Origin of the sequence: Clostridium sp. TW13 (assembly GCF_024345225.1) — a bacterium.
Classification (GTDB): domain Bacteria; phylum Bacillota; class Clostridia; order Clostridiales; family Clostridiaceae; genus Inconstantimicrobium; species Inconstantimicrobium mannanitabidum.
In genome coordinates, this window is record NZ_BROD01000001.1 from 3212758 (window position 1) to 3227129 (window position 14372).

The 14372-nt window shown below is 29.6% G+C and carries 11 protein-coding genes and 1 other annotated feature; all 11 genes read right to left on the bottom strand.

Going from position 1 to position 14372, the window contains the following annotated elements:
- Positions 1-150: 150 nt before the first annotated feature.
- The 11 genes from OCU47_RS15045 to OCU47_RS15095 all read right to left on the bottom strand — a co-directional run bounded on the left by OCU47_RS15045 (position 151) and on the right by OCU47_RS15095 (position 13709).
- The gene (locus OCU47_RS15045; protein WP_261829428.1) at positions 151-2541 is read right to left on the bottom strand and encodes a PAS domain-containing sensor histidine kinase; all 2391 of its coding nucleotides are present in this window, start codon (positions 2539-2541) and stop codon (positions 151-153) included.
- Between the two features lie 199 nt (positions 2542-2740).
- Positions 2741-3370, bottom strand: coding sequence for an endonuclease III (gene nth, locus OCU47_RS15050; protein WP_261829429.1), 630 nt, complete (start codon positions 3368-3370; stop codon positions 2741-2743).
- 21 nt (positions 3371-3391) lie between these two features.
- Positions 3392-4102, bottom strand: a complete 711-nt coding sequence (locus tag OCU47_RS15055) for a lysophospholipid acyltransferase family protein (RefSeq protein WP_261829430.1) — start codon at positions 4100-4102, stop codon at positions 3392-3394.
- Between the two features lie 95 nt (positions 4103-4197).
- Entirely contained in the window at positions 4198-5181 is a 984-nt protein-coding gene (gene queG / locus OCU47_RS15060) for a tRNA epoxyqueuosine(34) reductase QueG (protein ID WP_261829431.1), read from the bottom strand.
- A gap of 865 nt (positions 5182-6046) precedes the next feature.
- Entirely contained in the window at positions 6047-6631 is a 585-nt protein-coding gene (gene epsC / locus OCU47_RS15065; RefSeq protein WP_261829432.1) for a serine O-acetyltransferase EpsC, read from the bottom strand.
- Between the two features lie 36 nt (positions 6632-6667).
- On the bottom strand, positions 6668-7576 hold the full coding sequence (gene cysK / locus OCU47_RS15070) for a cysteine synthase A (RefSeq protein ID WP_261829433.1): 909 nt from the start codon (positions 7574-7576) through the stop codon (positions 6668-6670).
- A gap of 59 nt (positions 7577-7635) precedes the next feature.
- Positions 7636-7864: a binding site (T-box leader), on the bottom strand.
- 120 nt (positions 7865-7984) lie between these two features.
- Complete coding sequence (locus OCU47_RS15075; RefSeq protein WP_261830639.1) at positions 7985-9259, bottom strand: magnesium transporter MgtE N-terminal domain-containing protein; 1275 nt, start codon at positions 9257-9259, stop codon at positions 7985-7987.
- 859 nt (positions 9260-10118) lie between these two features.
- Entirely contained in the window at positions 10119-10814 is a 696-nt protein-coding gene (locus OCU47_RS15080; RefSeq protein WP_261829434.1) for an ABC transporter ATP-binding protein, read from the bottom strand.
- 1 nt (position 10815) lies between these two features.
- Entirely contained in the window at positions 10816-12144 is a 1329-nt protein-coding gene (locus OCU47_RS15085) for an ABC transporter permease (protein ID WP_261829435.1), read from the bottom strand.
- A gap of 2 nt (positions 12145-12146) precedes the next feature.
- Positions 12147-13271: an ABC transporter permease gene (locus OCU47_RS15090; protein WP_261829436.1), complete on the bottom strand. Its 1125-nt coding sequence runs from the start codon at positions 13269-13271 to the stop codon at positions 12147-12149.
- A 66-nt stretch (positions 13272-13337) separates the two neighbouring features.
- On the bottom strand, positions 13338-13709 hold the full coding sequence (locus OCU47_RS15095) for a hypothetical protein (protein ID WP_261829437.1): 372 nt from the start codon (positions 13707-13709) through the stop codon (positions 13338-13340).
- Positions 13710-14372 lie beyond the last annotated feature (663 nt).

Genomic DNA, 14372 nt, shown 5'->3' on the forward strand with positions numbered 1-14372 from the left:
ACATACACTTTTTGTTTAACAATGTACATTACATATTCTATACGGAAATAGTCTTTACACACTTACCTCATTGCCTTTAAATACTATTAATTTCTATTAAAATCAAAAAATGCAGAGAAATCACAAAAACTTGTGTATTCTCTGCATTTTTTATAAAACATCATATATATCAGAAAACTCAATATTTATAGTTTCAATATTATTCTTTGATCTATCGATTACTCTATCCTCTTCACAAAATTGTTTATTATAGTTTATAGGCAACCTTACTATAAATTCACTTCCATTATTTAATTCACTGGTTACACTTACAGTACCACCATGTAATTCAACTAATGACTTTAGTAATGATAACCCTATGCCACTACCTTCATTTTGTCTAGTCAAAGATTTATCTACTTGTCTAAATCTTTCAAAAACTACATCAAGCATATCTTCTGGTATACCTATTCCACTATCTTTAACCTTTAATATTACATCATCTGCTTCTCTACTCATATAAACAAGTATATTTCCCCCACTTGGAGTAAATTTTATTGCATTAGATAGTAAATTTAAAACTATTCTTTCTATTTTATCAGGATCACAATATATCTCAAGTTCCTCTTCTTCAGTATCAAATAGTAATTCAATATTTTTAGTTGTCGCATAAGCCACTACTGATTGAGTTATATCTTCAACCAACTTGATAATATCATATTTTCCTATAGTCAATTTTAAATAGCCTGCATCGATTTTTGTAATATCAATTAAGTTATTTATTAATCTTAACAATCTATAACAATTTTGTTTTAACACATTATTGTATTTACCATAACAATTATTATTATTTTGATTTTCAAGATCTACGACTTGTACAATCGAAAAAATTACATTTATAGGAGTTCTTAGTTCATGAGAAATATTCGAGAAAAATTCTGTTCTAAGTTCATCATATTGTAATGCTTCCTGCAACTTCTTAGAGTCTCGTTCCCTTTCTTCTTCTGCTAACTTTCGCCTTGTAATATCTCTAGCACTTATCATAGCCCCTCTTTTTTCATCATCTGTAAGAGGGCTAATAAGATATTCCACCCATATAACTTCACTTTTACTCCAATTGTCAATTACCATTCTGCATTCATTTGTTATAGTTTTCCTACAATTTAGACACTTATTTATATCATCAAGAACCATCTCAACATCTTCTTCTAGTACATTGTGTACCCAAGGGATATTTTGATAGTATTCATATATTCCTCCAAACACTGCTGTATATGATGGTGAACAATATTTTATATTTCCCTTATAATCTAGCTGACAAATTAAATCAAAAATATTATTTGTAATATTTCTAAATTTCTTTTCACCCTTAAGCAAACTTTCTGTTAATAAAACTGTATCTGTTTCATCATTCATTATTAACGCATAATTTGTTTTTCCATAAATTTTATCTTCTATAGGATAAATATTCACAGTTAAATATTTTATCTCATCTCCTACTTCCATGCTAATCCTTGTAAAGAATTCTTTTTCTTTAGTAGCTCTTTCTATAAGTTGTCTATAATTTAATCCTTCTATTGTAACAATATTTAATTTATCTAAATCAGGTTCACCATTATCATTTAGCGCGCCGCAAATACCTAAAGCTCTTCTTGTTACTGGATTTAAATATTCTGGTTCTCCTACTTCATTTATTATTGCTACTATATTGCTAGATTCTTGTATTATGCTAAAATACTTAAATAATTTACTCTGATATTCCTTTTCTTCTTCAATTTTGGAATGTAGTACTTTCATATTATTTATAAATTCCATACACATTCCAACTAAAGGCAAGGCATAAGAGGCTATCTTATACAAATCACCTAAAAATGCTATATTAGTCATGCCCTCACTACAAATCATCTTTAACATTTCTCCAATAATAAGAAATAAGTAGCTAATAACTAATACATATAAATAAATGCTTTTGCTTCTTTTATAGTCAGAATATAATAGAAATAAAATTATTAGATTCAAAGCGATAATAATCAAGCTAATTAATGTACAAATAAGTACTGTATTTTTTCCACTAATAAAATGATATATTATATAATTTTCACCCTCAAGCATTAAAGCTCCCAAAAATGCTGCAGCCAATAATAAACTTGCTGATTTAGTGGTATCTAACTTAAATTCAACTTTTCTATGTATACTTACGTATATAATTAAGAGAGCTATACTAACATTACTTATAACTCCCATCTCACTCATATGAGGTATCCCTTCAATAATAAGTAGTCCGGATTCAGAAAAATAATAGTTCATCACTGAAAAAAAATATAATCCTGCTGCTAGTGAAAATCTTATTGCTATTGCTAGTATAAAAACATCCTTTTTATATAGATAATAAGTTAAATTTGCTACTGCTACAATTATTGATAAAATAATATATATATTGCACAAATAAACTCCCTTACCAGTTCCTGATGCATCTATAGGATCTAAGAATATAGCTAGGAATATAGTCATCATTATAAAAATAATTATTCCTACCCATAGATAAATATTTTTCTCTCTCATAACTAAAGACATCCTCTTTCCATACAATTAATACAATTAAATTATTTCTATAAGTAGAACTTCAAATGATAATTTAATATTTTATACCAATTATAATTATACTATTATTTTAAAGAGGAAACCCAATTTAATTATCGCAATTCTCGCTAGACTTTATTTGTGTTTTTAAATCACACTATTAAAACTAATTTTCTTCTGGTTATTTTTTCAATTTATAATAATCACAGCATTCTTTTAAATTGCATTTGTCGCATTTTGGGTTTCTTGCAATACAACAAGCCCTTCCATGAAAAATAAATAAATGATGTGCTAATGTCCATTGATCCTTATCTATCTGCTTTTGAAGCTGCATTTCCACTTCATAAACTTTATCTGATTTTGCTAGACCCAATCTATTTGTTACTCTGAACACATGAGTATCTACCGCGATTGCAGGTATATTAAAAGCATTTGACATTACTACATTAGCTGTTTTTCTTCCTGCACCAGGTAATGAAGTTATTCCTTCCATGCTGCAAGGAACCTCACCATTATAATCATCTTTTAGTTTCTGAGCTAAAAGCAATAAATTTTTTGACTTATTCCTATATAATCCTATTACCTTTATCTTTTCTTCTAACTCTTCCCTAGATAGAGTCAAAAAACTATCCACATCTGGATAGCTTTTAAATAATTCTTTTGTGACTTCATTAACCTTTTTATCAGTAGTCTGAGCTGATAAAACTGTGGCTACTAAAAGTTGAAATGGTGTATTGAAATTTAATTCACATCTAGCATCTGGATACATCTTTTTAAGCTCTTCTAAAATAAATTTTGTCTTTTGCTTCATAAAAAATTACTCCTTTAATTACTATCTTTCTTCTCCATACACTCCCCTATAACTCTCAGGCAATAATTTAGCTATAGATTTCATAAGAGTTGTTAAACATCTATCTTCATAGTCATGTTTTGCTTCATCCTTCTCTTTAGCAGGCAAGGATACCGCAGTTCCAATGTTAACTTTAACTCTACCCTGCTGCCATCTTTCTCCACCCATATCTCCATCTTGCCTTATAGGTAATACCTTTTCCGTGCCACTAATTCCTATTGGTATTACTGTTGCTTTTGTTAGTCTAACTATTAACAGGATACCTTTTCTTGCCTCTATCATTGCACCAGTTCTACTTCTTGTGCCTTCAGGAAATATAAATAAATTATTTCCTTCCTTCACTGTCTTTACTATATTAGTCATAGCTTCCTTATCTGCACTATTAGGCTTAATATTTATGGTCTTCACCATTTCCATTCCAAAGTTTGTAACAGGATCTGTAGTAAGCTTTACTCCTGCAACAAAATATGGATCACTATCCTTTAAAAGCTCATGCAAGATTAATGCATCTGCATTGCTTAAATGATTACAAATGAAAATGATAGGACCTTTAGCATTATCTATATTCTCTAAGCCGTTTACTTCTAAATCAGCATATTTCTTTATATATCCTCTAACACCTTTTCTAACAAGTGCCACACGTACTTTCTTTGGCATAATTTCTAATAATTTTATTAACAACGGTGACATCATAATTTAAACACTTCCTTAAATTCTATATAGTGAACTTCAACCACTCACAATGGTATGAAGTTTTTCTGGTTGAATTATAAAAATCCACCCAATTATTATAATTCACTTCCATCTAAAAGTCTATTATAATACCTTTGTAAATTTGGTGAGTTAAGTTTTATATCCTTTATACTTTCTCTTTTAAAAATTGCTTTTCTTATTAAAGTATTTCTTATAATTGTATTCTTTCCTCTCCAACCACAAGAAGTATGCTTTATTGTACTATTAAATTCAGCATTATTAAGACTAATCATTTTATCTTCATCTATGTTTTTCATAAACTCTAATTGCTTAAATTCTTCAATATTTGAATACTCTTTATTCTGATTATATAGACATGCCTTTTGACATGAATCACAACCAAAAATTCTTCCACCTAAAATTTTGAACCACTTTTCATCTATATCTTTCTTTTGGGTTATGTAAGATAAACATATATTAGGATTCTTCCTATTCTTATTAATCGCTTTTGTCGGACATGCATTATAGCATAACTCACATTCACCACAGCCATCAAATGCTTTAAAATGCTTTTCTTCCTTTTCATCAACTAATTCTAAATCAGTTATGATTTCTCCAAGAAAAACATAAGAACCATACCTTTTATTTATTAGCATATTGTTTTTTCCTATAAAACCAACTCCGCATAAAGCTGCTATGTATCTTTCAGGTAAGGTATTGCTATCTACTAAAGGTATAGCTTTCCCTCCTTGTTCTTGAATATATGCACATATTTTATTTAAATAATTATTTACCACTCTATGATAATCAGTTCCTCTAGTATATACAGAAAATCCATTATCTATATATTCTTCATTATGATGATAGGGAAAGGCAATACATATTATAGTTTTTCCTTCCTCCATGTAATGCATAGGGTTGATTCTAGTGTCTATATCTTGTTCTTCAAACTCATTTTCAATATTAAGTTTTTTTCTTTCCTCATAAAATGTTCTCAGTTCTTCAAATCTTCTACACTTCATAAAGCCAACTTCCGATAATCCTATGCTGCTACAGAAGTTTATTATGCCTTGTTTCACTATAATGTACTCCTTTCTTTCTATATGAACTTTTCATTATTAACTTCATCTGCCTCTCTCTTACTACACGCACACTTTTTACTGTGTACAATTCTTAAATTTACTCCACTAAACTTCTCACTATTTTATGTTATATATAGTTTATAATAAATTTTAAAGAGTACTTATTTATATAAGCTCTAAATAATATTCTACATCAATATTACGTACAGTAGACACTAATATATAATTTATTTATATTATATAACGTCGTTTCTAGCTCATAAATATACGATACCTCTTATCTATACAAAGTGATTCTATTTCATATATAGAACTGTTCCATAATAATGTTGGTGGAAACATTAATGGACAAGCTACAAAAATTCGACATTTTTCTACCAACTTTTAAGTGGAATAGTTCTATATGCATCTTTGCAAATATATTAGCAGAACAGATGTATGTGCACATATTTATTTAATTACCTATATAATTTAGTAATCATATACTATTACTAACCCAAAAAGCACAAAGCACCTTACTTGAAACTTATATAATTTATCCGATAGCTAGCATCCGTAACACTCCAACTTTATATGAAACTCCTCTTCCTAAAGTCAGATGAGTAAGCGATTCACACTAAATCATAGATTTAGGTTCTCTGCTTAAGTTGGAGATAACGGCTGCACGCTCCTGGATAAGTTCAACTAAGATTCAGATGGGGATACACCCCACCTGAATCAAGTTTCACTTGATAAATCTACTAAATAGCTTAGAATAAATAACAAGTATGTATTAGAAAGAAATAAGCTCAATAAAATAAAAAGAACTGTAAAAACAGTCCCTTTTATTAGGCATTTTCAAAAAATAATTAAGTCCTTATGCCTATATTATCATATTGTTGTACATCTTTTTCTTTTTGCCTCTATAATCTTCTATTTCTATAATAGTAGCATTGGCCTTTATAATATTCTTGGCTGGACTACCAACTGCAGTTGCTTCATTTGGTACATCCTCTAGCACCACTGCGTTAGCACCTATTCTGGCTCCATCTCCAATAGTTATATTGCCCAAAACCTTGGCTCCGCATCCTATTAGTACATTATTACCTACTGTTGGATGTCTCTTGCCCTTCTCTTTTCCTGTTCCCCCTAAGGTAACTCCATGATAAAGAGTTACATCATCACCTATTTCAGCTGTTTCCCCTATAACTACTCCCATACCGTGATCTATAAATAAGCCCTTACCTATTTTTGCCCCTGGATGAATTTCTATACCTGTAAAATGTCTTGAGGTTTGGGATACTAATCGCGCTAAAAAAAACAATTTCTTTTTATATAACCAGTGAGCAATTCTATGGTTTATAACAGCATGAACACATGGATATAGAATAAATACTTCTAGCTTGCTTCTTGCTGCTGGGTCACTATCTAAGATTCTTTGTAAGTCGTACTTAAGGTTCTTAAACAACGAAATCACTTCCTCTGTAATTACTTTATATTTATATTATTCATATAATCCCATAGAGATGTATTTTTCTCCTCCATCTGGAGCTATAGCTAATACTTTCTTTCCTTTTCCAAGTTCTTTAGCTACAGTTAAAGCTGCGCTTAATGCAGCTCCAGAAGATGTACCAATTAATACTCCTTCTTTTGCAGCAAATTCTTTTGCTGCCTTATATGCATCCTCATCCTTAACTTGTATAATTCTATCTACTATACTACTATCATATATATCTGGAACAAATCCTGCTCCTATTCCTTGAATTTTATGTGCTCCTGGATTTCCACCTGATAAAACTGGTGAGTTTGCTGGTTCAACAGCTATAACTGTAATGTCCTTCTTTAATTCTTTAAGCTTTCTTCCCACACCTGAAACTGTTCCACCAGTTCCAACACCAGCTATGAATACATCTAAATCTGGTATATCCTTTAATATTTCTTCTGCTGTAGTTTCATAGTGCTTTTGTGGGTTAGCTGGATTTAAGAATTGTTGTGGCATAAAGTATCCATTTTCCTTCACCAATTCTTCAGCTTTTGCTATAGCACCCTTCATTCCCTTTGAACCATCAGTTAGTATAAGCTCAGCTCCATAAGCCTTTAAAAGATCTCTTCTTTCTTTACTCATAGTTTCCGGCATTGTTATTACTACATTATATCCTTTAACCCTTCCAATTAGAGCTATAGCTATTCCTGTGTTACCTGATGTTGGTTCTACAATAGTAGCTCCTGGCTTAAGAAGTCCATCTTTTTCTGCTTGTTCTATCATACCTAAAGCTGCTCTATCTTTTACACTTCCACCTGGATTGAATTTTTCAAGCTTTACAAATACATTTGCATCCTCTTGCTCTACTAAATTGCTTACCTCTAATACTGGTGTTTTTCCTATTAGTTCTAATACGTTTTTGAATGTCATTTTAAATTCCTCCCCAAATATATATTAATTTTTATATAAAAAAAATCCGCCTCTAAAAATCTAGAGACGAAGTATTATACTCCGCGGTCCCACTCTACTTGAATATGTCCACCTTTTTCAAACACATAAATGTTCTATTACTATAACGGGTAATCCCGAGATACCATACTTAAATTTCCGGTTCCTGCTCAAAAGGGCACTTCACATAATTTCTCTATAAAAGCTTCTCAGCACTGCTTTCTCTCTGTAATATTCCACTATGCTACTTTACTTTATCAATGCATTTATTATTCAATTCTTAGTAATGTGATACGATTTACTATGATTTTATTATACAACTTCAATTTTAAATGTCAAGTATTTAGGTAGGAATTTATATATTTAAATTTTATGGTACATATGGAAACATTATTTAGCCCTATTCTTTTTCTTCCAAACAGGATATAATGCCTCATCAATAACATCGTGAATCAATACTGCACCTAATATTTTATTATCTTCATCAACTACAGGAATAGATAATAAATCATACTTATCCATAGCCTCTACTGCTTCACCTATGTTTCCTTTATAGTTTAAACTTTTAACATCTAAAACAGCAAATTCTTTAAGCTTTCTTTTTGAATTTATCTCATCGCTATTTAATAGTATATCTTTTAAACCTACCACACCAACAATTCTTCCATCATTATCAGTTATGTATACATTATGCATAACTTCTTCATCAGGATCTAATTCCTTAATTAATTCTATAGTTTCCCTAATAGTTATATCTAGGTTAATTGTTATGCAATCTGTATTCATAATTGATCCTACAGTTTCATCTTCATATTTCAGCAACTCTTTTACTTCTGCAGCATCTTCATTATGAAGGCTTACTAGTAGCTTTTCTCTTTCTTCATCATCAAGTTCATCTAACATATCAGCGATTTCATCATTAGGCATACTTTCTAGAACTTCAACAACCTTACTTTCACTAAGTTCCTTTATAATTTCACCCTTCATTTCATGTTCTACTTCTTCTAATGTATCTGCAATTAAATCTTGGTCTAAGTTTTCAAATATCTCTCTTCTTTGAGTTACATCCAAATCTTCAATGATATCCGCAAGGTCAGCTGGATGCATTGCAGATAATTTATTAAATCTTGATGATATATTAAGTGCTCCTTCTGAAAGCTTGATAACTTCAATCTCATCACATCTAAGCACTGTTTTCTCTGCTTTTTTTCCTATTAGGGGTAGCACTTTTCCTAACAATTTATTAATTGTAGCACCCTTGTACTTTGTTATGTTATAACACTCAACCTTGGTAACTCTGATTTCTCCTGCCATTTCTTCCATAGCCAAATCATTTACCTTAACTACCTTTTTCGTAGTTAAATCTACAACCTTATTATTTAAAAGATCCTTAAACAATAAATAGCTATAAGTACGAGGTAATATTTCTCTACTGCCCTTAGTTAAAATCTTGATTCGTCCATTATCCTTTTCAAAAAAGTTAATGCTTCTGAATTCATAATCTAATATAAGACTACCTCTTTTTATTTTGTACCCAATTACTCTTAATGTGCCATTTTCTGATGTAGTATATACATCTTTTAATAAACCTAATGATTCACCAAACTCATCAAATACATCCCTGTTAATTACATCATTAAATCTAAAAAAAGCTAATTTATTCATCATTCTTCCTCCTCCTTATGAGAAGAAGAGAAACAATGTTAAATAAACAGTTGTTGCTTACATAATCTCTCTTCTCCTATTTTTCAACTCCGTACTAGGCCCAGAATCCATTCTTTTCACTCCTCATTTTTTGAAACTTACACTTCATCTTGATGTACGTTATTAATTTTCTTAAACATAAAACTTGTTTAAGACATTCATATTATTTTAACATTTTTTCTATGTATTTAGCTATATTTTTTGTATATTTTTTGATTATATATGTTAACTTATCTCACAGTCTTTTAGCAAAAACTCCATATCCATATATTCAACTTGTGGTTTTTATGGTATTTATCTATTGCTTCCACAAAAATATAGAAAAGCATGATTATAAACTAAATTAAAATGGAGTCAAACAGTCTGTATTTTTACTGCTTAACTCCAATATAACAAAAACATTATGATTTAAATTCTAATTTCATTCTTTATATATGTTTCAATAAATAAACTGCATATTTAGTTCTACCTCACCTGCTTATCAATGTAGAACATTATTTACACATTATATAATCATTTTTATCATGGTATTATTATGCCTTAAAATATCTATTACTCTCTTTTGTATTAACTTATAAACATACTAATCTTGCTATACTGTACCTTATAATTCTAAAAAACCCTATAGAACTGTTCCAGCTAAATGTTGGTAGAATTTTGTCGAATTATTGTAGGTTGTCCACCAACATTTTAATGGAATACTTCTATACACAATTTAACGCACTACTTACTACCTGAAACTTTCAAGAAAACTTATAATAGCACTGCTGCTACACAAGACTGATTTTCTGCCACTACACCAAGTTCTTCGTAAAATCTATTATTGGACTACTTCTATAAGGGATTTATCCTCTACTATCTTTCCATCTTCCATTCTTATAACTCTATTACATTGATTTGCAATCTTTTCATCATGAGTTACAATTATTACGGTTTTTCCTTCCTCATTAAGCTTCTTAAATATATCAAGAACTTCCTGTCCTGTTTGCTTATCCAAAGCTCCTGTAGGTTCATCTGCTAAGAGTATTTTTGCATCATTTACCAAAGCCCTTGCTATTGCAACTCTTTGACATTGTCCTCCTGAAAGTTGATTAGGTTTACTATCTATTTTGTCTCTAATTCCTAGCTTAGTTAACATAGTTTTTACTCTTTCTTCATACTTTTTTTTATTCCCCTTACTATAAGCTAAAGGAATTTCAACATTATCATATACTGAAAAACCCTTTATCAGTGCAAAATGCTGAACCACAAAACCAAAAGTCTTGTTTCTTAGCTTGGCCATCTCTTTCTCTGAATATTTTTCTGTTTCCTTACCTTCTAAAATATATTTTCCTGTACTTGCTTTGTCTAAGGTTCCTATTATATTTAGAAGAGTTGACTTTCCTGAACCTGATACACCAATTATAGCAATCAATTCACCTTCATTAACCACTAAATTTACTCCCTTTAAAGCCTCCATCTGAAGATTGCCCTTACCATAAACCTTGTGTATATTTTCTAATCGTAAAATTTCCATACTAATCATCCCTTCTTAATAAATCACTTATATTCAATTTTTTTATCTTCCTTATTGGAATCAAAGATGCAATAGCTGAATAAGCTACTCCCCCAAATAAAAGCACTGCTAATGCTTTAAAGTCTAATGATTTAACTTTTATATAAGGATTATCCATTAACGCATCACCATCAAAGTAATGATAATAAATTAATATAGTTACTGCTGTAAAAATCAAAGCTATAACTGATATTAGTATCATCTGTAAGCCAATCATTCTCATGATATCCTTCATTCTTGCCCCACTTGAGATATAAACTCCAAATTCCTTTTTTCTCTTATTTATGGAATTCAACATACCTACTATTATTGTTATAGATAAGAATATTAATACTGTAATTGAAGTATACAAATAAGTATTTCTTGAATTAATATATTGATCCAATTGTTTTGTAATTATCTTATCATAGCTTGTTATTATGAATTTTTCTTCTGTAGCATTCTCTAATTTATCTTTGATATCATTCAATATCTTTTCTTTCTTTTCTTCTGAATAATTCTTATCTAAAATAGCGAAATTTCTGTAAGCCCAAAAAAACATATCATCTGCAGTATTTCTAGATGCATCATCAAAAAAAGGTCTTACTATATAATTATCTAAATTCACAAAGTTAGGACTTCCTTTTTCTGATTGAAAAAATATACTATTATAATCAAACTTTAGTGGCATACTAGCACTTCTTTCCAATATACCAACTACTTTGAATTTAGCACCTATATCCTCCTCTAACTTCAACCCATCTATTACATCTCCAACTTTATAGTAGCCTTTGTAATTTGCTCCCAAAACAACTGGATATATATTATCTTCAGATCCCTTACTATATTCATTTTCATCAAACAATCTTCCTTCCTGTACTTGTAAATCAAAACTTTTCACTGCATTTTCATTAACAGCAAAACTATTTGCATATACATATTCTACATTATCTATTTTACAATTGGAGGATTCTCCTGCTTTAAAATTTTCAAATCCCCTAAATTTTTTCAAACGTATATCACTTTCTTTTCCGATAGTAAATTTATAATCCTTTGATGTTTGTAACTCTTTAATGCAAGCTAATAACTTTTCATTATCCTTGAATCCCATAATGCCAGTGGTCTTTAGACGAATACTATATACAGATACATTCCCATATATGAAATTAACCTTCTTAGTCTGCTCATTTATCTGTTTTTGAAAATCTAAAATATTATAAAATGAGTAGTATCCACAAATTAATTCTATTATCAATACTATAGATAATAATTTATTGCTTAAGATTGCTTTTAAGGCATATTTTATCTTCATAGCTACTCCTCCCTTAATAAACTGCCTACACTTATTTTTCTTATGCTAAACAAAAATGCCATACAAGGAATTAACCCTACTGCTATAATTTGTACCAGTAAAATCTTTAACATAAGATTAAAATCAGCATATTGGAGAAATTCAAATTTAAATATGTTCTTCACAATTTCCAAAACAACAAAAGAAATTGTAGTAGCTACAATGGAAACTATAAAATATCTCTTCATAATTAAACATAAAATTTGAAAGTCCCTTGCCCCACACTTTTTTCTTATTCCTATTTCTAGTTTCAAATTTTCAATCCAATATACTGTAGCTTGTACCAATCCTAAAAATACAGCTATGCCTATTAAGACTGTTGAAATAAACATCTGAGTATTGTATTTAAGAGAGTCTTTTAATGCTGGTGGCATTTTATAGAAAGCACCTTTAAGTAGGTGACTATCATCATAGGTTGATATAATATTTCTCAATTCATTAACATTATAAACATTGCTGTCTATTTTCCACTCTATGCTTCCTATATTCTCCTTACTATCCGCAAGATTAATTAAATTATATAAAACTATATCATCATATAATGTAGAAGCATTCTCTTTTCCAACTACACCTATAACCTCATATTTATCTTGCCCACATAAAATATATGTTTTATCTCCTTCTTTTATAGTTTGACTTACTACATCCTTGCCTATAACTACAGTCTTAGCCTTACTCTCCATCTCCTCTTTTGTAAAAAACCTTCCTTTTAATATATGATAAGGGCAATCATACCTGCCATTAAAATATAATCCAACATTATAATCTGAATTTATAAATCCCATAATTCCGCCGCTAACTTTAATTATTATATCTTTCTTTTGCCTTACACTCTTTAAAAAATCTATATATGCCTTTTTTTTACTTACAATTTTACTTTTACTATCCTTTTCATCAGCATCTATATCCTTAGTTCCATCTGATTGTACAAAATCAATATACATCATATTTTTTGTATCTGAACTGCTATGTTCCTTATAACCTTCTTGTATATTTGTTATATTTATTATCATCGTAAAACTAAAGAATACCATTATTACTATACATATAAATATGTATTGAGTTCCTAAAAAAGTTTTTTTAACCATATTCCCTCCCTCATTTTAAAATAGGGAAGCTGTAAACTTCCCTATAAATTAATCGTTTATATTTAATCAATATGGAGTATAACTATGGATTTCTGTAACTGGATAGCGCCCCCAAATATCAAATGGGGTTGTAAGGCTCCATCCCGGACCTGTAATCTCAACTGATTTACCTACACAATCTCCAATCTGAGCGTAAATCCTACCATGATGTCCACTATACGCAGTCCCAATTTTAGCACTTCCCTCTGTTCTTCTACCTGCCTCCTTTTCATATCTAATTGCTTCTATAGCATGTTGATATCCATACAATCCACAGTAACAATAACCTGCTACAGCCCCTATTTTATACTTATCTGCAGTAAATCCAAAAGCTGTCACTGAAAGACTACATGCTAAAATTGTAGCTAACCCTAAAGTTCTTTTTGTTCTTTTTCTCATATTTCTCTCCTCCTAAATAATTAGTTATCTTATTGAGTAAACCAAACCAAAATTCTTTATAAAATAACTAATATTTAGGTACCATTTATTAATTATTATAAGTTCCTCCAGTTAATCGTTTACTTTATATTATTATATATTGAATTTTATTCCATTTCAACATATTTTATTTATTTTTTTCATTTTTTTGAAATTTTGTTTATATAATCGCTTTTTAATATCATTTTTTTAATCATTTATCTGTCAAAAGAGATTTTTGTATGAAACAAAAGATAAAGTGTAGTCAAAAAGCTGAAATGTGAAGTCTATAGTCGAAATAAATATATTTTTGTTTTTAAAGTTTAGTTACTTACTTTGTATTCATTTAATCCATTACAAGTATAAATAATCTGGCAATATAAGCACATAAGTCTTCCCCTAATATAGATTATCTTCCTATACTATGCTTTATAACTCTAAAAAGCCCTATAGAACTATTCCAGTTAAATGTTGGTAGAATTTTGTCGAATTATTATAGGTTGTCCACCAACATTTTAATGGAATACTTCTATACACAATTTAACCCACTACTTACTAACTGAAGCTTTTAAGAAAACTTATAATAGCACTGCTGCTACACAAGACTGATTTTCTGCCACTACACCAAGTTCTTCATAAAATCTA